20 protein-coding genes are annotated in these 21,926 nt (G+C 33.0%); 13 read left to right on the top strand and 7 right to left on the bottom strand.

The features are described from left to right. The first annotated feature begins 34 nt into the window (after positions 1-34). Both IEV10_RS08750 and IEV10_RS08745 read left to right on the top strand, forming a co-directional pair. The gene (locus IEV10_RS08750; protein ID WP_188374336.1) at positions 35-2,842 is read left to right on the top strand and encodes a putative LPS assembly protein LptD; all 2,808 of its coding nucleotides are present in this window, start codon (positions 35-37) and stop codon (positions 2,840-2,842) included. 55 nt (positions 2,843-2,897) lie between these two features. After that, the gene (locus IEV10_RS08745; RefSeq protein ID WP_188374335.1) at positions 2,898-3,278 is read left to right on the top strand and encodes a RidA family protein; all 381 of its coding nucleotides are present in this window, start codon (positions 2,898-2,900) and stop codon (positions 3,276-3,278) included. A gap of 71 nt (positions 3,279-3,349) precedes the next feature. Here IEV10_RS08745 and IEV10_RS08740 read toward each other — a convergent pair whose 3' ends face one another. Beyond that, positions 3,350-3,763 (bottom strand): DUF1801 domain-containing protein, encoded by a 414-nt coding sequence (locus tag IEV10_RS08740; RefSeq protein ID WP_188374334.1) that lies wholly within the window; start codon positions 3,761-3,763, stop codon positions 3,350-3,352. A 71-nt stretch (positions 3,764-3,834) separates the two neighbouring features. On the opposite strand from IEV10_RS08740, the gene IEV10_RS08735 reads away from it, so the two are divergent. Both IEV10_RS08735 and IEV10_RS08730 read left to right on the top strand, forming a co-directional pair. Further along, entirely contained in the window at positions 3,835-4,605 is a 771-nt protein-coding gene (locus IEV10_RS08735) for a TIGR02757 family protein (RefSeq protein WP_188374333.1), read from the top strand. A 29-nt stretch (positions 4,606-4,634) separates the two neighbouring features. Beyond that, on the top strand, positions 4,635-6,122 hold the full coding sequence (locus IEV10_RS08730) for a S10 family peptidase (RefSeq protein ID WP_188374332.1): 1,488 nt from the start codon (positions 4,635-4,637) through the stop codon (positions 6,120-6,122). Positions 6,123-6,229: 107 nt separating this feature from the next. Here the strand turns inward: IEV10_RS08730 and IEV10_RS08725 are convergent, their stop codons facing one another. After that, positions 6,230-8,119, bottom strand: a complete 1,890-nt coding sequence (locus IEV10_RS08725) for a M61 family metallopeptidase (protein ID WP_188374331.1) — start codon at positions 8,117-8,119, stop codon at positions 6,230-6,232. A gap of 96 nt (positions 8,120-8,215) precedes the next feature. Between IEV10_RS08725 and IEV10_RS08720 the strand changes: the two genes are divergently transcribed. From IEV10_RS08720 to IEV10_RS08700, 5 genes are all read left to right on the top strand, one after another. Beyond that, positions 8,216-9,223: a glycosyltransferase family 2 protein gene (locus IEV10_RS08720; protein WP_188374330.1), complete on the top strand. Its 1,008-nt coding sequence runs from the start codon at positions 8,216-8,218 to the stop codon at positions 9,221-9,223. A gap of 92 nt (positions 9,224-9,315) precedes the next feature. Further along, a complete protein-coding gene (locus IEV10_RS08715) occupies positions 9,316-11,238 on the top strand; it encodes a BatA domain-containing protein (protein WP_188374329.1) in 1,923 nt (640 codons plus the stop codon). Further along, on the top strand, positions 11,235-12,488 hold the full coding sequence (locus tag IEV10_RS08710; RefSeq protein ID WP_188374328.1) for a dihydroorotase: 1,254 nt from the start codon (positions 11,235-11,237) through the stop codon (positions 12,486-12,488). The genes IEV10_RS08715 and IEV10_RS08710 overlap by 4 nt, the downstream gene beginning before the upstream one ends. 1 nt (position 12,489) lies before the next feature. Continuing rightward, entirely contained in the window at positions 12,490-12,819 is a 330-nt protein-coding gene (locus IEV10_RS08705) for a hypothetical protein (protein WP_188374327.1), read from the top strand. Between the two features lie 3 nt (positions 12,820-12,822). Beyond that, positions 12,823-13,470 (top strand): alpha/beta hydrolase, encoded by a 648-nt coding sequence (locus tag IEV10_RS08700; protein WP_188374326.1) that lies wholly within the window; start codon positions 12,823-12,825, stop codon positions 13,468-13,470. On the opposite strand, the gene IEV10_RS08695 is transcribed toward IEV10_RS08700, so the two are convergent. After that, positions 13,467-13,970 carry a hydrolase gene (locus IEV10_RS08695; protein ID WP_229719668.1) on the bottom strand — a complete coding sequence of 168 codons (504 nt, stop codon included), beginning with the start codon at positions 13,968-13,970 and terminating at the stop codon, positions 13,467-13,469. The genes IEV10_RS08700 and IEV10_RS08695 overlap by 4 nt on opposite strands. Positions 13,971-13,973: 3 nt before the next feature. Further along, entirely contained in the window at positions 13,974-14,735 is a 762-nt protein-coding gene (locus IEV10_RS08690) for an MBL fold metallo-hydrolase (RefSeq protein WP_188374325.1), read from the bottom strand. A gap of 88 nt (positions 14,736-14,823) precedes the next feature. Here IEV10_RS08690 and IEV10_RS08685 point away from each other — a divergent pair, with 88 nt between their 5' ends. Beyond that, positions 14,824-16,275, top strand: a complete 1,452-nt coding sequence (locus IEV10_RS08685; RefSeq protein ID WP_188374324.1) for a TonB-dependent receptor — start codon at positions 14,824-14,826, stop codon at positions 16,273-16,275. 65 nt (positions 16,276-16,340) lie between these two features. Here IEV10_RS08685 and bcp read toward each other — a convergent pair whose 3' ends face one another. Then, complete coding sequence (bcp, locus tag IEV10_RS08680; RefSeq protein WP_188374323.1) at positions 16,341-16,796, bottom strand: thioredoxin-dependent thiol peroxidase; 456 nt, start codon at positions 16,794-16,796, stop codon at positions 16,341-16,343. A gap of 34 nt (positions 16,797-16,830) precedes the next feature. On the opposite strand from bcp, the gene IEV10_RS08675 reads away from it, so the two are divergent. Together IEV10_RS08675 and IEV10_RS08670 are read left to right on the top strand one after the other, a co-directional pair. Further along, positions 16,831-17,487 (top strand): endonuclease III domain-containing protein, encoded by a 657-nt coding sequence (locus tag IEV10_RS08675; protein WP_188374322.1) that lies wholly within the window; start codon positions 16,831-16,833, stop codon positions 17,485-17,487. A gap of 50 nt (positions 17,488-17,537) precedes the next feature. Continuing rightward, a complete protein-coding gene (locus IEV10_RS08670) occupies positions 17,538-18,089 on the top strand; it encodes a hypothetical protein (protein WP_188374321.1) in 552 nt (183 codons plus the stop codon). Positions 18,090-18,113: 24 nt separating this feature from the next. Here IEV10_RS08670 and IEV10_RS08665 read toward each other — a convergent pair whose 3' ends face one another. Beyond that, positions 18,114-18,257, bottom strand: coding sequence for a hypothetical protein (locus tag IEV10_RS08665; protein ID WP_188374320.1), 144 nt, complete (start codon positions 18,255-18,257; stop codon positions 18,114-18,116). A gap of 57 nt (positions 18,258-18,314) precedes the next feature. Beyond that, a complete protein-coding gene (locus IEV10_RS08660) occupies positions 18,315-18,899 on the bottom strand; it encodes an RNA polymerase sigma factor (RefSeq protein ID WP_188374319.1) in 585 nt (194 codons plus the stop codon). A 236-nt stretch (positions 18,900-19,135) separates the two neighbouring features. Here IEV10_RS08660 and uvrA point away from each other — a divergent pair, with 236 nt between their 5' ends. Next, positions 19,136-21,925 (top strand): excinuclease ABC subunit UvrA, encoded by a 2,790-nt coding sequence (gene uvrA / locus IEV10_RS08655; protein WP_188374318.1) that lies wholly within the window; start codon positions 19,136-19,138, stop codon positions 21,923-21,925. Position 21,926: the final 1 nt, after the last annotated feature.

Below are 21,926 nucleotides of genomic sequence, written 5' to 3'. Positions count from 1 at the left end.
ATATTAAATCAATCACAAAAAAATATATGTAATTTTGAGGTTTCAAAAACCGAGCCATTCTTTTACAAAAATACCATTTAAAGGTTTGCGTACAAATAGCCTAAAGATACTTTTCGCCCTTAGTTTTACAGTGTTTATTAACACTTTTGGCTATACTCAGGATATTCCAAACAAGCCTAAACCGGAAATCCCTGCTGTAAAACCAAAACCAATACAAAAAGACAGCACTACAATTTCTGTGGATTCTTTAATAAAACCCAAACCAAACCTAAAGGTAATAGACTCTGTAAAGAACGATTCCATTAAAAAACCAAAAGAATTCTTAGATGATAAAGTGACTTATAGTGCTGATGGTCGTGTATCTCTAAATAACAAAGAACAGAAAATATACTTATACGATAAGGCTGTTGTAAAGTACCAGGACATGGAGATTACTGCAGGTATTATTGTTATAGACAACAACACCAATCTAATTTATGCTGGCCGTTTAAAGGACTCTACAGGGTACTCACAACAACCCGTTTTTACGCAAGCACAAAACAAAGTTGAACCTGACTCTATAATTTTTAATAAAGAAAATAAAAAGGCTATCATTTTTAATTCTAGAACTGAAGATTCTGGGATGAATATTTTTGCGCCCCTAACAAAGCGAGAAAATGACTCTACACTTTTCATGAAAGATGCACGCTTTACTACAGCAGAAAATCTAGATGATCCAGAATATCAGTTTATATCTGACAAGATTAAACTAGTGCCAGGTAAGAAAATTGTAGTTGGTCCTACCTATATGGAAATCTATGGCGTACCAACACCTATAGCTTTACCTTTTGCATACTTTCCGCTAAGCAAAGAACAAAAATCAGGTATCATCTTCCCTACTTTTGGTGAAGACACTGGTAGTGATCGTGGTTATTTTATACAAAATGGTGGTTATTACTTTGCGATTAGCGATTATTTAGATTTGGCAGTTCTTGGCGATTATTATACCAATGGAAGTTATGGTCTACGCCTAGAAAGTAATTATGCCAAACGTTATCGTTTTAATGGCAATCTAGCATTTAGATATGAAAATTTATTGACTAGTGAGCGGGGCTTTCCAGATTTTACACAAAATACCATCTATAATCTCAGGTGGTCTCATTCACAAGACGCAAAAGCAAATCCAAACTCAAGGTTTTCAGCATCAGTTAATTTAGGTAGTAGTCAATTTTTTAGACAATCTGTTAACCAAAATAACATTGTTAACTCACAAAATAATACGTTAGCATCTTCAGTATCATTCTCAAAAACATTTCCTGGAGAGCCTCAAGTTAATGTTAATGCTACTGCAACTCATTCCCAAAACACCCAAACTGAACAAATAAATCTCACATTACCTACGTTACAAGTGTCTGTTGGTAGAGTGTTTCCTTTTGCTCCTAAAAGTGGTGTCAAAAAGGGAATTATTCAGAATATAAATTTGCAGTACAATTCTAGAGCAGAATATCGTATTACGACAACTGATTCGTTATTTGGTAAAAGTGAAATGTTTGATGATGCTTTAGCCGGAATGCAACACTCTATACCCATAACAACTAATTTTAAATTATTTGATTATTTCAGCGTAAGTGCTAGTACAAATTTTCAAGAGAATTGGACATTAAATACTATAAGACGTAGTTTTGATGAAAATACTCAATCTGTTGTAACTACTGATATTAATGGTTTTGACAGTTTTAGAACCTATAATTTTAGTGCAAATATTGGTACAACTTTGTATGGTATGTTTCCGTTTAACAAAAAGAACAAAAATGCAAAGATACAAGCCATAAGACATGTCATGAGGCCGTCTTTGAGTTATACTGTGCAACCAGCTTTTGATCAATACTTTGAAGAATTTGAAACGTTTGAAACAGTAGATGCAGATGGTAATACTATCAGAGAGGTAGAAGAGTTTACAAGATTTGAAGGGTCTATATTTGGCTCACCAAACAACCGTTATTCTAGCTCTATTGGTCTAGATATAGGTAATAATTTTGAAGCCAAAGTTCGCTCTAAGGATTCTACAGAAACTGAACCAAAGAAGATTACGTTAATCAATAACTTAAACTTTAGTACTCGTTATGATTTGGCCGCAGATTCTTTAAATTTAGCACCTCTACGTATTAATGGCGGCTTAAATTTTTTAAAGGATAAAATGTCTGTCAATTTTTCTGCAACTCTAGATCCATACGCCTTAGACAATAACAACAATAAAATTAATACTTTTAATATTGATAATGGAGGTAGTTTGTTTCGTTTAACAGCTGCTAACATAAACATGAGTTACTCGCTTAACAATAATTCATTCAGTGGAAAGCCAGAATCAGAAAAAGACCAACGACAGCGAGACGAATCTGTAAGAGCCAATGGACGTACTGATGACTTATTTGGAAGAACCGAGGATTTCACAACTAGGGTTTATACTGAAGAAGATAAAGAACGGCAAAAAGAAAAAGAAGCTAATCTCACAGATTATAATTACAAAATTCCTTGGAATTTACGTCTTGCATACGCCGTTAATTATAACAACACTAGACGTGAAGATAGAATAGCATCACACTCGCTAATGTTTTCTGGTGATATAGAGTTATCCCCAAAATGGACAGTTGGCGCATCATCTGGTTATGATTTTTTAAACAAAGGCTTTACGTTTACTCAGTTCCGTTTTGAACGGGACCTATTAAGTTGGCGTATGAATTTTTCTTGGGTGCCGTTTAGTAATTTATCATCTTGGAATTTCTTTATAGGCATAAAATCTAACTTCTTAAAAGACTTAAAATACGAGCAACGTCGTCAACCGGATCAACGTTTAGGCAACTAATAAGAGTCGGTTTTATTACTTATTTTTGAAGTACAACATTTTAAACTTCATAATCTTGAAAAAAATAATTCACACCTTAAAAGCACCTGCTCCTATTGGACCATATAGTCAAGCAGTTTTGTCGGGTAATACTCTATATACATCAGGTCAAATAGCATTAAATCCTGAAACTATGGAATTGGTTTTAGATGATATTAAGACCGAAACTAAACAAGTGATGGAAAATATGAAGGCTGTTTTAGCAGCGGCTGATATGACTTTTGAAAACGTGATTAAAACTTCAATTTTTATCAGCGATATGCACAACTTTTCACAGATTAATGAGGTATACGCTACCTATTTCGATGAAGCAACAGCACCTGCTCGCGAAACGGTAGAAGTTGCTAACCTGCCAAAATTTGTAAACGTAGAGATTAGCATGATTGCTGTAAAATAATTTTGGGTAGTGTTTATCTTAAAATATGACAGATTAACCTTAGTGATGCGCAATATTAGCTAACACTGAAACTAATTCCATTGGGTATCTTTACTCTTAGCGATGAGCTGTCGCAGTATTTTTAAATCTATATCTGCCAATTTATTAATGTATAGACAACCTCTTCCATGTTTGCATTTACCAAGTTGCGATATCAATTCCTTTTCTTTTTCTATATCCGAAGTGAGATATAAAGTTATTTTAGATTTTCTAGGCGCAAAACCAACATTGAACCATTCAAACTCCTCTTTACCAGTTTTTCTTCTATACTTATATTTTCCAAAACCAATAATAAAATTATCTCCCCAAATTTTAGGCTCATGTCCAGTAAGCTCAGACATCATGTCAATTAAGAGTTTACTGTCCTTACGTTTAGAATCATTTTCAATACTATCAATAAAAGCACTGACACTTTTATTAGTTTCTTTAGTGACTAAACCAGACATTGCATTTCAATTTAAATTACTTTAAATATACTGCTTTTAGTATTATTTTTACTGAACAACATTTCTAGCATTTGAAACTTAAAAGAGAAGAACTCAAAGATTTTTTAGACAATAAGGTTGAGTTATACAATAACCCAAAGTTTATTGACAGTGACCCCATTCAAATACCACATCAGTTTTCAAAAAAAGAAGACATAGAAATTATTGGGTTCTTAACTGCCACAATTGCTTGGGGAAATCGTAAAAGCATCATCACTAATGCCAAGCGCATGGCAAATCTACTTGACCACTCACCTTTTGAGTTTGTAATGCAACACCAAGAGTCAGATTTAGAAAAGTTACAAGCTTTTGTACACCGTACGTTTAATGGTTATGACTTTATACAATTTATAACCAGTTTAAATCATATTTATACACATCATAATGGCTTAGAAGCTATTTTCGCCAAATATGCTGAAGCTAATTCTCTTCAGAACTCTATACACAAATTCAAACAACATCTCTTTGAGATTGAACATCTAGAGCGTAGTAGAAAACATGTGAGCGATCCATTAAAGAATTCTGCAGCCAAACGTATTAATATGTTTTTGCGCTGGATGGTGCGTAATGATAATAATGGTGTCGATTTTGGTATTTGGAAATCATTATCGCCTCGTCAATTAAGTTGTCCGCTTGATGTACATTCTGGCAACGTAGCACGAAAACTTGGTTTGCTAAAACGAAAACAAAATGATGGTAAAGCATTAGCAGAGTTAGATCAGAATTTACGTAAACTTGATGTAAATGACCCAGTAAAATATGATTTTGCGCTTTTTGGACTAGGTGTTTTTGAAGGCTTTTAGTTATTTTTAGACTCCTAAAAAAATAACTTATGTCCTTAAGATTTACATACCTTCTTTTATTCGCTACAATTTTTAGTTTTTCTCAAAACCTTAAAACACCAATTGATACTGTTGTTACAACAACGCATTCAACAACTATAAAAGGTAAAGCTGTCAATTATAAAGCTATGACTGGTTTTCAACCTGTTTGGAATACGGACGGAGAAGTTATGGCATCATTATATTACACATATTACAAACGTACCAATGATAATAAAGGCAATAAACGCCCATTAATTGTATCATTTAATGGAGGCCCCGGTTCTGCTTCAGTTTGGATGCACATAGCTTATACTGGGCCAAAAGTACTTAATGTTGATGATGATGGTTACCCAATTCAGCCTTATGGCGTAAAAAGTAATCCAAATTCTATTTTAGATGTTGCAGATATTGTATTTGTAAACCCTGTAAATACTGGCTATTCTAGAAAAGTGATGCTTAAAAATGGCAAGTATGAAGATGATAAAACCTTTTTTGGTATCAATGCGGATGCCAAATACTTGGCAAGTTGGATTAATACGTTTGTAACTCGTAATAATCGTTGGGAGTCTCCAAAATATATTATTGGCGAAAGCTATGGTGGCACACGTGTGATGGGCTTGGCTTTAGAATTGCAAAATAGTCAATGGATGTACCTTAATGGAGTAATCATGGTGTCTCCTGCTGATTATAAAGTGTTACGTGTTGGTGGACCTGTATCATCAAGTCTTAATTTGCCATATTATACGGCAGCAGCTTGGTATCATAAGATGCTACCAAGCCAACTACAGAGTAAAGATTTGTTAGATATACTTCCCGAAGCAGAAGATTTTGCTGTAAATAAATTGATGCCAGCTATTGCTAAAGGTGGCTTTATCTCTGACAATGAAAGAAAAGCAATTGCTAAAAAGATGAGCTACTACTCTGGCCTATCAGAGGATGTTATTTTAAAACAAAATCTTGATGTGCCAAATCGTTTTTTCTGGAAAGAATTATTACGCGATAAAACAGGACAAACTATAGGACGACTAGATTCAAGATATATTGGTATTGATAGAGTTGAAACTGGTACAAGTCCTGATTACAGTGCAGAATTAACTTCGTGGTTGCATTCATTTACGCCAGCCATTAATTATTACATTCAAAATGAATTAGAATTTAAAACTGACCTTAAATACAATGTATTTGGTAATGTTGGCAATTGGGACAGAAACAATGATAATGTTAGAGACAACTTACGTCAAGCCATGGCGCAGAATCCATATTTAAAAGTACTAACGCAATCTGGTTATTATGATGGCGCTACAACCTATTTCCAAGCTAAATATAGTCAATGGCAGGTCGATCCAAGTGGTAAAATGAAAGACCGTTTTTATTTTAAAGGCTACCGAAGTGGACACATGATGTACCTACGTAATGAAGATTTAATAAAAGCAAATGACGATTTACGTGAGTTTATAAAGAACTCTGCAGCAAATGGAAAAGCTGCTAAATACTAGCATTTTAGTTATATCAAACGTAATGAAACATCACATTTGCTCGAAATGATAGATACTGAAAAAGGCTTCCAATCTGGAAGCCTTTTTAAAACCTAAAACTTTATATTTTACCCTTTTAACCAAGCGTTTCTTAAGTCTATCTGCGCTTGAGTAGCGCTATCGTCTTCTTTAAGTCCACTTATTGTAGCATACGCTTTAGTTAGTTTAGCTTTAATAGTCAATGGCTCGCCATTTCGCTCTAAGCCCATCTCTATGTCTTGACCTTCTGCCCATGTCACCATACCACTTATAACTTCTTGTGCATTCTGTAATGTTAATTCTTTACCATTTACAGTCTTTATGATATCATTAGCTTGAATACCTTGAGATTTCCAAAACGAATTGTTTAGTGCAACTTCTGTAAAGAAAATGCCTTTGTCTGGTGCACCGCTAAAGATAATATTCTGGCCACCAGCGAATATATAGTTGGTCTCAACCTCTGTTTCGCCATTAGTTAAGCCAACCATTTTAAAGAAATCTTCGTAATTAATCGGCACATCACCTTCAACATGAGTCTTTAAGAATTCTCCAACACTAGGATAGGTCATTGCTGTAATTTCAGTAATTAAATTATCGTCTACAAAAGGCTTACTTTTCCCGTATTTAGCTGATAATTCTTTCATTAATGACAACATACTACGAGTACCATTGCTCTCGCTACGCATTAAAATATCAATACACATGCCTATCAAAGCACCTTTTTGATACACATTAACGTAATTTTCTTTATAGCCTTCTTTCAATACATTTTCGCTCATTATTGTAAAGCTCTGAGCATCATTATAGCGCTTTGAAAAATCTATTTTTCCTTTTATAACGTTATAAAAATCTGAAGGCTCAACTAGACCCTTGTAAACTTGGAAATGTTGTGCAAAATACTCTGTTACACCTTCATACATCCATAAATGCTTAGAAAAAGTTGGATTGTTATAATCAAAGTAATGCACATCTTCAGAATGCACTGATAAAGGCGTTACAATATGAAAAAACTCATGTGCCACAACATCTGTCATTGACTTTGCTAAAGCTGCTTCTGGCATTGACTCTGGTAAAACAACTACAGTAGACGTATGATGCTCTAAAGCGCCAAAACCTTTAGGTGCAGTATCAGAACCATCGGATAAGTATAAATAAATATCATATCGTGGTGTACTGTTAACATCTCCTAAATATGCTTTTTGACCTTGCATCATATTAAACATCGTTTGTTTTAAGCTCGCTGCTGTATGTGTTTTATTTGGAGAGAAAACACTTAATACTATTTTTATATCACCAACCATAAATTCTTCTACATCAAGCTTACCATACATCATTGGGTTATCTGTAATGTCAAAATAGCGCTGAGCAAAATACTTACTAGTTATGCTCTTACCATCAGTAGAAATTTCAGAACCCTTGTCTTCTAAAGCTGAAGTTCTTATAAAGTCGGCAGGAGCTGTAACATCAAGAGTATATTGGTTAGTTTTTAAATTATCAAAATATCCAATAAAACCATGGAGATTTAACACGTAATTATTAGGTTCAATATTTGTTCCTGCAGGAGAAAAAATATCTTCGCCTCCAATGCCACCCTGTTTTTCGGTATCAAAAGTATCATTTACTAAATACGTTATCTTATCAAGCTTAGTAGCATTAGAAATACTCCAAGTATTGGTATCTATTTTATCAACACTTAATGTATTCCCGTCGTAATCAAAAGCAGTAAAATCGTCTACATAGCGTCCATAATCTGCAACTGAGTAGGTTCCTTGTACGACTTTTGGTAAACGATAAGTTACTGTCTCCACATTAAAACGACCTGGATTAATGGTCACTGGAACTCTATCATTATCAATGCTCATTAAATCTAATGTAGTAATGATAGGATTATTAGCTGCAGAATCATCAACCTTAGGTTTTGTTGGACCACAACCTAACAATAGTCCTGAAAGCGTAATAATTGAAATATAATTTTTCATTTTGTTAATTGTTTTTTACTTGACGAGCAAATCTACTATGAGTTACAATTAAATTAGTGAAGTTTATGTTAAAATCAAGATTGCTATATTCGTGCAATGACAAAACCTCTTGTTAGCATATTAACGCCTTTTAAGAATGTTTCGGTATATATCGAAGCATGTTTAGATTCTATTATAAAACAAACTCATACAAATTGGGAACTGCTCATTGTTGATGATCATTCAACCGATAATTCCTATGCGATTGTTGAAAAATATGCAAAAACAAACAATCGCATAAAACTATTTAAAAATCATGGTGAAGGTATAATATCTGCACTTCAGAAGGCTTTTGCTGAAAGTTCTGGTATTTATATCACTCGAATGGATAGTGATGATATGATGAGCAGTAACAAGATAGAAGTCATGGTTAATCAACTTCAAGAATATGGGAATAAACATGTTGCACTAGGTCTTGTAAAATATTTTAGTAATGCGGGTATAAGTGAAGGTTATGCAAAATATGAAACTTGGTTAAATAAGCTGACTAAAGATGGCACCAACTATTCAGAAATTTACAAAGAATGTGTAATTGCTTCGCCTTGTTGGATGCTACATCGTGACGATTTAATAGCTTGTGACGCCTTTAATCCTAATAGATATCCAGAAGATTACGATTTAACGTTTAGATTCTACGAGCAAGGCTTTAAATGCATCCCGAGTCGACATCTTTTGCATTATTGGCGCGATTATAGTACACGAACTTCTCGAACTCATGAACACTATGCACAGAATTATTTTTTAGAAATTAAACTGCATTATTTCTTAAAACTAGATTATGACAATTCTCGTCCACTCACCATTTGGGGAGCAGGCTTTAAAGGAAAAACTATAGCCAAGTCTTTGGTTGAGCAAAGCATCTCGTTTTATTGGATATGTGATAATCCAAAAAAAATTGGAAAAGATATTTATGGACAAAAACTACTCTCATTTGAAGATTTAGAGACCATAAAAAATCCACAAACTATTGTGACTGTGGCTAATGAAACTGAGCAAAAACATATTATACAGTATTTTCAAAGACTTCAGATGACATCTATGACTGATTACTTTTTCTTTTGCTAAGCGTAAAACGTTAAATTTCTCAAAACCGAAGCTTTGTAATTTTCTACCAATGCCTATATTTGAAATTAACTATTAATTGATAATATAAGCGAATGCAGTTTAAATATCCTGAACTTCTGTGGGCACTACTCTTACTGCTTATTCCAATTATTATTCATTTATTTCAATTAAGGCGTTTTCAAAAAGTTGCATTCACAAATGTGAAGTTTCTAAAAAATGTAAAGCTACAAACACGCAAAAGCTCGCAAATAAAAAAATGGTTAGCTTTACTAGCCAGGCTTTTACTTCTAGCATGTTTAGTTTTTGCCTTTGCGCAGCCTTTTACCACTAAATCTGATACTTTTAATTCTAAAAATGAAACGGTAATTTATTTAGATAATTCCTTTAGCATGGAGGCTAAAGGCAATAATGGCAGTTTACTTAATGAAGCTATCCAAGATATATTGAGAGCTTACACAGAAGAAGATGAAATTACAATCTATACAAACGATGAAGCTTATAGAAATACTTCCGTAAAAGCTATTGCTAATGACTTGATAAAGCTACAGCATTCTACTAGTCAATTATCATATAAATCTGCATACTTAAAAGGGAAGCAATATTTCTCTAAAGATAAAGCATCTATAAAAAATTTAATTTTAGTATCCGATTTTCAACAAAAAGATGAGCCATTAGCATTTGACACTGATAGTACAATTGCTTTGAAATTAGTCCAGCCAAAAGCTGTATATAGTAATAATATTAGTATAGATAGCTTATACATCTCAAAGTATACAACAGAGAATATTGAACTTACCACTGTCCTTTCGAATCAAGGTAACCCCATAAAAAATGTTTCGGTATCACTATTTAACAACGAAACATTGTCTGCCAAAACAGCATTAGATATTGAAAAAGAAGCAAAAACAACTTTTACAATCCCTACAAATACAGAGTTCAATGGCCAAATATCTGTAGAAGATGCCAGCCTACAATATGACAACAATTTTTATTTTAATATTAATTCAACTGAAAAGATTAAAGTGTTAAGTATTAATGAGGCTTCAGATGATTTTCTAAAAAAATTATATACCGATGATGAATTTGTCTATGAATCCTTCTCATATAAATCCTTAGATTACAGTAAGCTTGAAGCTCAAAATCTAATCATATTAAATGAGTTAAATACAATTCCTAATGCGCTAATAATTGCATTGAAAGCCTTTAAATCTGATGGTGGTAGTATTTTAATAATCCCTTCAGAAGATATGGTTATAAATACTTATAATCAATTAGTTAATTCATTAAGACTACCTAGTTACTCTGAAAAAAATAATTCTGAAAAACGTGTTGCTAATATTAATTATGATCATCCAATAATTAGAGATGCGTTTTATAATCGCGTTAGTAATTTTCAGTATCCAAAAATTAATACCTCATACAGTTTAACAAGTAATGCCAATGCAGTATTTGGTTACGAAGACAACAGCGCATTTCTTGTCAGTAACGAAAAGTCCTATCTTTTTACTTCAGCCATAAACAATACTAATAGCAACTTTAAAAAGTCGCCTTTAATCGTCCCAGTACTTTACAATATTGGAAAGCAGAGTCTAGAACTGCCAAAACTATACTACTCAATAGGAAATACAAATACCATTGACATTAACATACAGCTATCTCAAGATGCCATATTAAGTCTAGAAAAGAATGACGATAAAGTCATTCCACTACAGCAAACTTTTAGTAAAAAAGTAAGTATTACTACTGATGAATACCCAAGAACTGCTGGGATATTGGAGGTAAAAGAAAATGACAATCAATTGTTAAAACTGAGTTTTAATTACATGCGCTCTGAAAGTAATCTCAGCTATAATAAACTCAACGCAAATAGTGCTTATACTGTAGATTCTGCATTAGTTTCTGCAATAGAAACAATAAAAAGTAACTCTAGTATTAATGCGCTATGGAAATGGTTTGTTATTTTTGCCCTAGTATTTTTAATAATAGAAATGCTAATTTTAAAATATCTTAAATGAATGCACTCCTAAAATCTGCTACAATCGTCGATTCTAAAAGTGATTTCCATAATCAGATTGTTGATATTTTAATTGAGAACGGCGTTATTACTAAGATTTCTAAACGCATTTCAAATCCCAAAAATTATAGAGAAATTAAATTAGATAACCTCCATGTGTCTCAAGGATGGTTTGATAGTTCTGTCTCTTTTGGTGAACCAGGCTTTGAAGAGCGTGAAACAATTGCAAATGGTCTTGATACCGCTGCAAAATCTGGATTTACTTCTGTTACTCTTAATGCCAATACAAACCCCGTAATAGATAGCAATGCTGATATTGCATTTGTATTAGCAAAAGCAGATAAACATGCTGTTGATTTAAAACCTATTGGAGCACTAACTAAAGGTTCAGAATGTAAAGATTTAGCTGAATTATACGACATGCAAAATGCAGGTGCAGTTGCTTTCTATGATTATAAGAAGCCAATAAGCAATCCTAATCTTTTAAAAATAGCATTGCAATATGCCAGTAGTTTTGATGGCCTTGTACTTTCATATCCGCAAGAATCTAAAATTTCTGGACTCGGTGTTATGAATGAGCATATAAATAGCACAAAACTTGGGTTAAAAGGTAATCCTACGCTAGCGGAAGAATTGCAAATTGCGAGAGATTTATTTCTTTTAGAATATACTGAAGGTAAATTACATATACCTACCATAAGTACGGCAAAATCGGTAGAATTAATTCGTGAAGCAAAAGCTAAGAAGTTAGATATCACATGTTCTGTAGCAATACATAACTTGTGTTTTACGGATAATGAGCTTCAGGATTTTGACACTAATTTTAAAGTCATGCCACCTCTTAGAACACAAGAAGATACAGATGCTTTAGTTAAAGGGCTTCGAGACGGAACAATAGATATGGTAACTACTGACCACAACCCTATTGATATTGAGCACAAAAAAGTTGAGTTTGACCATGCCGCTTATGGCACTATTGGTTTAGAGTCAGCCTTTGGAGCGCTTCAAAATATATTTACAACCAAGAAAACAGTGTCTATATTAACGAAAGGGAAATCAAGATTTGGAGTTGAAGAAACACAAATTTCTGAAGGTCAGAAAGCTAATCTTTCACTATTTAATCCTGATTTAAAATATACGTTTAGCAAAAAAGACATTTCATCCACCTCAAAAAACAGTAGCTTTTTAGGTTCTGAGCTAAAAGGAAAAGTCTACGGCATTATCTCTAACAATAAAATTGTATTAGCATAAAATGACTGAAGAAACTATTCAAGAAGGCAAAAAGTTTGCTATAATAGCTTACATCACTGTTATTGGTACTTTGATTGCCTTTTATATGAGTCAGGATAAGAAAAATGCCTTTACTGCTTTTCATGTAAGGCAAGGCTTAGGGCTTTGGTTAATGTATTTTATCATAGCCTATATGGTAAGTGGATTTGATAGTTGGATGATTAGTTATTCGTTTTGGATATTCTTTTTAGCACTATTTGCTTATGGCATTATAGGAGCTGTAACTGGAAAACTTCATAAGCTTCCTCTCGTTGGAGATGTATTTCAGAATATCTTTAAGTCCTTACAATAAATTATGTCTGCGCCTCTTCATTACATAAAACGTCCATCGACGCTAAAAGAAAATGTACCTTTATTAATTATGTGTCATGGCTATGGTAGTGATGAAAACGATTTGTTTTCTTTTGCGGCAGAATTGCCTGAAGAACTATATATCATTTCAGTAAGAGCTCCATATCAAATGCAACCTTATGGAAATGCGTGGTACGCAATTAATTTTGATGCCACACAAGGGAAATGGAGTGATGATGAGCAAGCTAAATCTTCAAGAGATCTTTTATCAAAATTTATAGATTATGCCTGCACTACTTATCCTATAGATACTGATAACGTTACATTACTAGGCTTTAGTCAAGGTACAATTTTAAGTTATTCAGTAGCACTCACCTATCCAAAAAAGGTAAAAAATATAGTTGCGTTAAGCGGGTATATCAATGAAGCCATTTTACCTGGAGAATTAGATAAAAACAGTTGCAAACACCTTGACTTTTACTGTTCTCATGGAAGTGTAGACCAAGTTATTCCTGTAGATTGGGCACGTCGTTGCAAACCGTTTTTAGACAGCTTAGATATAAATAATACTTATAGTGAATTCCCTGTTGGGCACGGTGTTGCGCCACAAAATTTCTATGAATTTAAAGATTGGTTAGAAAAACGGATTTAGCTAATTGGATATAGAAAATAATCTGTTAACTTATACTCAAGTTCACCTTTATTATTTACTTCGTAATTGATAAAAAGTTCACCAGAGTGTTTTCCATCAGTAAAACTAGTAAGTATCCATTTATGATTAAGAATCCTAATTTGGTCAATGATTATTCTAGATTCTGTCATTGATGCATAAGGAATTATTGGATGGTCAATGCCTTTATGCGCATTCATTTCTAACAAACCATCTTTGAGCTTTAATATTAACTCATCAGCATTAATACCTTGGTCTTCGAAATATGTAAACGCCTCTTCATTTCCATTGATACTAAAATTTGATAAATCAAAAATTTTATCATTCAATAAGGTTTGTTCATTTTCAAAATCTGCAATATTAGATTTATAAGTCTTAATATCCTTTTCATATTCATCAATTATACTTTTTGAATTCACATATTGAAATATTATTAACAATACTGAAAAAATAAACAAGTACATAAAGATTCTACTTTTCATATTCTAAATTGTTATTTGAAGGTTATCGTAAGCTAAATAAACGTTTTCTGGTAATTTTTGTTGCACATCATCATGGAAGCCTAAAAGATGGCTAATATGAGTCAAATATGCGCTCTTAGGCTTTACTTTGTCTATAAAATCTAAAGCTTCTTCTAAATTAAAATGTGACTCATGAGGCTCTTCACGTAGAGCATTAATAACTAGAACTTCAAGATTTTTCAATTTTTTAATTTCAGAATCAGCTACGGTTTTCATATCCGTCAAGTAGGCAAACTTATCAAACCTATAACCGTAAACCTGAAGCTTATTATGTAGACCTTCAATTGGCACGATTTGCAAATCACCAACTATAAACGGTTTCCCATCTATATAATTTTCATTAACACTTGGCGCTCCAGGATACTTGTTTTCAGTTTCAAAAATATAAGCGAATGTGCGCTCGAGAGCTTTTATTACGCGTTTATGAGCATATATATCTATAGCGCCTTGTTTGAAAAAGAATGGCCTAATATCATCGAGACCCATAATATGATCTGCATGCTCATGCGTAAAAATAATACCATCTAACTTTGCACAGTTTGCTCTAAGCATTTGCTGTCTAAAGTCTGGTCCACAGTCAACAACGTAAGTGTAATTATCCCATTCGATTAAGACCGATACGCGTAATCTTTTATCCTTAGGATTGTCACTTAAACAAACTGGATGTGTGCTTCCAATAATAGGAATTCCTTGAGATGTTCCAGTACCAAGAAATGTAACTTTCAATAGTGTTAAGTTTAAAACAAAAATAAGCTTATTTTTTTGTTTGCTATGCTAAAATAGTACCTTTGTATAGCTTGAAAATTCAACACAGATGAACGAAATTAAGTATAGAGCGGATAAAGAGTTTGAAAACATTCCGTCTCTAAAAGACAAATGCCTTCGCATAAACTTAAATGCAGATATATACGGTACCTTTGCTGAGATTGGAGCTGGACAAGAAACTGTGAGACAGTTTTTTAGGGCTGGAGGCGCTTCTGGTACTATTGCAAAAACGATGTCAGCATATGACAAGGATTTTAGTGATGCTATATATGGTATTGAAAATGACAAACGTTATGTTACCGAAGCAAGACTAAGAAAAATGCTTAATCATGAGATGAATCTCATCGAGCAGCGTATCACTAGAGATAAGCATCCTAATAAAATCTTCTTTACTTATGCTAACACAGTTGCCACAATTGATTTTGCAAAAAAATACAAAGGACATGGTTGGGTTGGAATAAAATACCAAGTAGAGCCAGGTGCCGCATACAATGAAATTGTACTGCATATAAGATTTAAAGAAAACGATGCAAGGTTACAGCAAGAAACCTTAGGCGTACTTGGAACAAATCTTATTTATGGTGCGTTTTATAAATACAATGAACCAAGGAAATTATTACGTTATTTATACGATCATTTAGACAAAGATCAATTAGAAATTGATACTATTAACTTTTCTGGGCCTGTTTTTGAAAATGTCGATAACAGGTTAATGAGTCTTCAGTTGGTAAAAAACGGAATGACTGATGCTGTAATGTTTGCGCCTGATGGTAACAATGTGTTACCTGCACGTGTATTATACAAAAAGAACATATTGACTCTAAGAGGAAGTTTTAGACCAGTTACCAAAGTAAATATGGACATGTTTGAGAAATCTTACGAAATGTTCATAAAAGAAAATAAGGTCAATAAAGAGAAAACCCAAGTTATCTTTGAAATTACGCTTTCTAACCTTCGTGCTGAAGGCGAGATTGATGAGCAAGATTTTATGGATAGAGCTCGTCTACTCTGTTCATTAGGACAAACAGTATTGATATCTAACTTTAAAGAATACTATAGATTGGTTGAATATTTTTCTCAATATTCTAGAGCTCGTATGGGATTAGCCATGGGTGTTAATAATTTAGTAGATATTTTCGATGAAAAATATTACCGTCATTTAAGTGGAGGAATCCTAGAAGCTTTTGGTAAATTATTCTATAAAGATTTACGTGTTTACCTATATCCAATGGTAAATGAAGATGGAAGTATTACATCTAGTGAAAATCTAAAAGTGCATCCTCGTATGAAAGAGCTTTACAAGTTCTTTAAATACAATGGAAAAGTGGTAGATATTAATGATTATGACCCTTCTATTCTATCAATTTTCTCAAGAAAAGTGTTGGCGAAAATTGCTACTGGAGAAGACGGATGGGAAGAAATGTTACCAGAAGGTGTGGCTAAACTTATTAAAGAAAAAAGTTTATTTGGCTGTGAATCTGAAGAGGTGATGCACAAATAATCTGATAAAGAGGTATAAAAAAGACAACTATTAAATAGTTGTCTTTTTTTTGCTTTATGCTTTTGTTAGGCATCTAAAATCTGTTCGGAATGAATTTTAGCTTTGACTTTATCTATAACTCTATCTACTACACCTTCTTCATTGATTATAAATGTTACTCTATGAATACCATCAAATTCACGTCCCATAAACTTTTTGGGTCCCCAAACACCAAAAGCATTAATAACTTCTTTTTCTGTATCAGCAAGTAGTGGATATGGAAAATCAAATTTATTTTTAAAATTAGATTGGCGCTTTTCAGAATCGGCGCTAACACCTAGGATCTCAAAACCAGCATCCTGCAAAGCTTTGTAATTCTCACCAATATTACATGCTTCAACTGTACATGTAGGTGTATTAGCTTTAGGATAGAAAAAAACTACTAGCTTTTTCCCTTTATAATGTGATAACGATACTGGATTCCCATCTTGATCATTAACTGTAAAATTTGGTACTTTATCACCCGCTTTTAATGTGTTCATATTTTTTAAATTTGTTTTTGTAAAAATACAATGAATGACTAAGCAAGAAAAGGTAGAGTTTGTTATATCTACGTTAAAAGAATTATATCCAGAAATCCCAATTCCTTTAGACCATAAAGATCCTTACACACTTTTAATAGCGGTATTAATGTCTGCACAAAGCACAGATGTAAGAGTTAATCAAATAACACCATTATTATTTAAACAAGCGGACAACCCATATGATATGATTAAACTTTCGGTTGAAAAAATCCGAGAAATTATAAAACCGGTAGGCTTATCACCAATGAAAAGTAAAGGTATTTATGGATTGTCGCACATTCTTATAGACAAACACAACGGGGAAGTTCCAAAGACCTACGAAGAACTTGAAGCGTTACCAGCTGTTGGTCATAAAACCGCTGCTGTGGTTTTATCTCAGGCATTTGGAATTCCTGCATTTCCTGTAGATACACATATCCATAGACTTATGTATCGTTGGAATTTAACCAATGGCAAAAACGTAATCCAAACCGAAAAAGATGCCAAACGCCTATTCCCTAAAGAATTGTGGAATGATTTGCACCTTCAGATTATATGGTATGGACGAGAATACTCTCCTGCTAGAGGTTGGGATTTGGAAAAAGATATCATTACCAAAACCATTGGACGCAAATCTGTATTGGATGATTATCATAAAAAGAGAAAGTGATTTGTACTTTGATTGGAATAATTATTGATGTTATTGAGAAAATCTGAATTATGAGAAATATACTGGTTATCACCCTCACAGTTTTAATGACATCCTGTATTCCTGTAAAAGTAGCTCCTAAATTCAAAAATGAAGATTATAAAATTATTCAGGCTAAAAAATTCAAACGAAAATTATCTAGAGAAACATCTTTCATTTTCAAAGACCCAAAAAATGAAGGAGAATTTTATAAATATTTAAATACAAAATTTCAACTTAAGGACAACAATGTTGGTCTAAATACCCCATTTAAAATAAAAGGTGAAACTTTTTATTTGACATATTCAGAAACAGAAAAAGAAGATAAATCTGTAAACCTTCCGTTAGTTTTGATAGATGTAAAACGTGAAAGTAATGGCAATAATTCATTATTTGAAAGTCATCATATCAATAGAACTGGACATTGGTATCTTTTGCTAACAGTTTATGACAAAGAGATAAAAAATTGTTTGTTAGATAACCATCCTAAAAGAGAGAATGTAATAGAATATCTAAAAAGCATGAAAGCTGAGTATCTAAACACAGCTAACTACCAAGAACTATTATTCAATAAAAAACCCTGACTTATTTAATCAGGGTTTCTTAAACTAATTCAGAAGCGCTTCAAACTTCATATTATTATAACAATTAACACGTAAAGCCTTTGAATAATTCAGTAGAAAATCTACTGTTTCTTTTTTTGGGTTAAGTTGAATATTTTTAGGGTTACAATTAGAGTAAATTTTTGCCATTAGCGTAATTTTATGTTCATATAACATCATTAACGCATAAAAATCTACTTTATTATATCAATTTGTTAAAACTATATTATGCTGCTCTATTACCTTCCTTAAATTAATAAGTGCATAACGCATTCTACCCAATGCCGTATTGATACTAACTCCCGTACGCTCGGAAATTTCTTTAAAACTCATGTCTTGATACATACGCATTACTAATACTTGCTTTTGGTCTTCCGGTAACTCTTCAATAATACGTCTTACATCCGACTCTACTTGGTCTTTTATAATCATCTTTTCTGCATTTAAAGTAGAATCACTTAAGACAGAAAAAATACTAAACTCACCAGCATTATCAAATTTTGGCATTCTACTATTACGTCTAAAATGGTCTATAACCAAATTATGAGCAATACGCATTACCCAAGGCAAAAACTTGCCTTCCTCGTTATACTTTCCTCTTTTTAAAGTTCTTATAACTTTAATAAATGTGTCTTGAAAAACATCTTCAGTAATATCTCTATCAAAAACTTTTGAATAAATAAAACTGTAAATTTTTTGTTTGTGCCTATTAATCAATACAGATAATGCACTTTCGTCTCCATTGATGTAGTTTTTGACCAAAACTGCGTCTTCGATAAGTTTTCTTTTCATAATAAGTACTTTAAGCAGCAAAGCAAGTGCTTTACTTTTGGGGTTATAGCATTTTTCTTAAAGTAATATTATGTATACGCAGTTGTTTTTTTAGTGTATATAATTGCCAAATAAACAAGAATCATTCCAAAAAAGCAAAATTTCAGCCCAAATTTTAACATTTAATCTGGTATATTATCATTTTTGGCTATAAAATAGTTGTGGTATCTTTGCAAAACTTTTAGTCATAAAATTCTATGAATAACACAGTCTTAGACGTTAACCCGAAAGAGAATATCATTATAAAAGGAGCAAAACTCCATAATCTAAAAAACATTGATGTAGTTATTCCAAGAAATAAACTGGTAGTTATAACTGGGCTTTCTGGCTCTGGAAAATCAAGCCTTGCATTTGACACCTTATACGCTGAAGGTCAACGACGTTATGTAGAAAGTCTAAGTAGCTATGCAAGACAGTTTTTAGGTAGACTTAATAAGCCTATGGTAGACTACATAAAAGGTATAGCGCCAGCAATTGCAATTGAGCAAAAGGTAAATTCTACCAACCCACGCTCTACAGTTGGTACCACTACTGAGATTTATGATTATCTAAAGCTATTATTTGCCAGAATTGGTAAAACCTACTCTCCTATTTCTGGAGATGAAGTAAAAAAGCATCGCACTACTGATGTTATAAATTTTATATCTAAATACGAAGAAGGTGCGAAACTCTTGCTCCTATCACCCATTACTCTCGAAGAAGGGAGAACAATCGAAAACAAATTGCAGGCTTTACAACAACAAGGTTATGCCAGAGTAAAAGTTGGAAATGATGTTACTAGAATTGAAGACACTTTAAAAGATAAAGTAGATAGTAAAACCAAATTATTTTTAGTTGTAGACCGAATAGTTTATAAAGATGATGAAGATTTTTTAAATAGATTAGCAGATGCTATTGAAACCGCTTTTTTTGAAGGTTTAGGAACATGTATTATTGAATCTCTAGCAGACAAGAAACAAAAAAAATTCAATAACAAGTTTGAGCTTGACGATATGGTATTTCTAGAGCCAAATGCACATTTATTCAGCTTTAATAATCCATATGGTGCTTGTCCAAAATGTGAGGGTTATGGTGATGTTATAGGTATTGATGAAGATTTAGTAATTCCAAATACATCGCTTTCAATTTATGAAAATGCCGTATTTCCATGGCGTGGCGAAAGTATGAGCTGGTATAGAGACCAATTAGTAAACAACTCTCATAAATTCGATTTCCCCATTCACAAACCTTTCTTTGAACTTAATGATGCCCAAAAAGCTTTAGTATGGACAGGAAACGAATATTTTGAAGGCTTAGATAGCTTTTTTGCTGAATTAGAGTCGAAGGCATATAAGATTCAGAATCGTGTAATGCTATCACGTTACCGTGGAAAGACAAAATGCAGCACCTGTAAAGGTAAGCGATTACGAAAGGAAGCTAGTTATGTAAAGATTGCGGAAAAAACCATAATGGACTTGGTTGATTTGCCTTTAGATGAGTTAGCAAGCTTTTTTAGAGAATTAAAATTGAATGAGCATGACTCTAAAATTGCCAAGCGATTATTAAAAGAGATACATACTCGATTAGAATTTCTATCTAATGTAGGTCTAGATTATTTAACTCTAAATCGAAAGTCTAATACCTTATCTGGTGGAGAAAGCCAACGTATTAATCTTGCTACATCATTAGGTAGTAGTCTTGTTGGTTCTATGTATATATTGGATGAACCAAGTATTGGTCTTCATCCTAAGGATACTGAACGATTAATTAATGTGTTGAAATCTTTAAGGGATTTAGGGAACACAGTAATAGTTGTTGAGCATGATGAAGATATAATGAAAGCAGCAGATGAAGTCATAGACATTGGGCCAGAAGCTGGTACTTTTGGAGGTGAAGTTGTTGCAACTGGCACTTTTAAAGATATTTTAATATCTGATACATTAACTGCAAATTATCTAAACGGGAAGCTAGAAATAGAACTTCCAAAAAAACGAAGAACTTCAAAATACAATGTTGAAATCATTGGAGCTAGAGAAAACAATCTAAAAAATATAGATGTTACGTTTCCTTTAAATATGCTAACTGTCATTACTGGTGTTTCTGGAAGCGGAAAAAGTACATTAGTTAAAAAGTTGCTGTATCCATCATTACAAAAGAAACTTACAGGTTTTGGAGATAAACCTGGACAGTTTACAGAACTAAAAGGAACCTTCTCCAATATTGAAAATGTTGAGTTTGTTGATCAAAATCCTATTGGTCGCTCATCGCGCTCAAACCCTGTAACTTACATAAAGGCATATGATGATATTAGAGCTCTTTTTGCATCACAAAAATTGAGCAAAATTAGAAACTACCAAGCCAAGCATTTTAGTTTTAATGTAGATGGCGGACGTTGTGAAACATGTAAAGGTGAAGGCGAAGTGACTATTGAGATGCAGTTTATGGCCGACGTGCATTTAACTTGCGAGACATGCAATGGTAAGCGCTTTAAAAAGGAAGTCCTAGAAGTGAGTTTTGAAGGCAAATCAATAGATGACATCTTAAATATGACCATCGACAATGCCGTAGATTTTTTTGCTGCTCATAAACAATCCAAAATTGAAAAGAAGTTGCAACCTCTTAAAGATGTTGGATTGGGTTATGTGACTTTAGGACAATCTTCCTCTACTCTTTCTGGTGGTGAAGCACAACGCATTAAGCTAGCATCCTTTTTGGGCAAAGGCTCTCGCGGAGACACAACGTTGTTTATTTTTGACGAGCCTACTACTGGACTTCATTTTCACGATATTAAAAAGCTATTGAAATCTTTTCAAGCCTTAATAGAAATTGGTCACTCGATTATTGTAATTGAACACAATATCGATTTAATTAAATGTGCAGATTATATTATTGATTTAGGTCCAGAAGGTGGAAAAAATGGAGGGCAACTTGTTGCCTCTGGCACTCCAGAGGATATTGTGAAAAATTCTAAATCCATTACAGGAAAATATTTAAAAGAAAAAATCTGAA

It is taken from the genome of Winogradskyella haliclonae (genome assembly GCF_014635865.1).
GTDB lineage: Bacteria > Bacteroidota > Bacteroidia > Flavobacteriales > Flavobacteriaceae > Winogradskyella > Winogradskyella haliclonae.
This window is presented reverse-complemented; position numbering and strand designations above follow the sequence as displayed.

Coding starts and splice junctions, on each gene's coding strand:
- IEV10_RS08695 (WP_229719668.1), bottom strand. CDS start 13,970: ATGAAAAGTAGAATCTTTATGTACTTGTTTATTTTTTCAGTATTGTTA.
- IEV10_RS08730 (WP_188374332.1), top strand. CDS start 4,635: ATGTCCTTAAGATTTACATACCTTCTTTTATTCGCTACAATTTTTAGT.
- IEV10_RS08710 (WP_188374328.1), top strand. CDS start 11,235: ATGAATGCACTCCTAAAATCTGCTACAATCGTCGATTCTAAAAGTGAT.
- IEV10_RS08725 (WP_188374331.1), bottom strand. CDS start 8,119: ATGAAAAATTATATTTCAATTATTACGCTTTCAGGACTATTGTTAGGT.
- IEV10_RS08715 (WP_188374329.1), top strand. CDS start 9,316: ATGCAGTTTAAATATCCTGAACTTCTGTGGGCACTACTCTTACTGCTT.
- IEV10_RS08720 (WP_188374330.1), top strand. CDS start 8,216: ATGACAAAACCTCTTGTTAGCATATTAACGCCTTTTAAGAATGTTTCG.
- IEV10_RS08660 (WP_188374319.1), bottom strand. CDS start 18,899: ATGAAAAGAAAACTTATCGAAGACGCAGTTTTGGTCAAAAACTACATC.
- IEV10_RS08665 (WP_188374320.1), bottom strand. CDS start 18,257: ATGGCAAAAATTTACTCTAATTGTAACCCTAAAAATATTCAACTTAAC.
- IEV10_RS08740 (WP_188374334.1), bottom strand. CDS start 3,763: ATGTCTGGTTTAGTCACTAAAGAAACTAATAAAAGTGTCAGTGCTTTT.
- IEV10_RS08675 (WP_188374322.1), top strand. CDS start 16,831: ATGACTAAGCAAGAAAAGGTAGAGTTTGTTATATCTACGTTAAAAGAA.
- IEV10_RS08685 (WP_188374324.1), top strand. CDS start 14,824: ATGAACGAAATTAAGTATAGAGCGGATAAAGAGTTTGAAAACATTCCG.
- uvrA (WP_188374318.1), top strand. CDS start 19,136: ATGAATAACACAGTCTTAGACGTTAACCCGAAAGAGAATATCATTATA.
- bcp (WP_188374323.1), bottom strand. CDS start 16,796: ATGAACACATTAAAAGCGGGTGATAAAGTACCAAATTTTACAGTTAAT.
- IEV10_RS08670 (WP_188374321.1), top strand. CDS start 17,538: ATGAGAAATATACTGGTTATCACCCTCACAGTTTTAATGACATCCTGT.
- IEV10_RS08705 (WP_188374327.1), top strand. CDS start 12,490: ATGACTGAAGAAACTATTCAAGAAGGCAAAAAGTTTGCTATAATAGCT.
- IEV10_RS08700 (WP_188374326.1), top strand. CDS start 12,823: ATGTCTGCGCCTCTTCATTACATAAAACGTCCATCGACGCTAAAAGAA.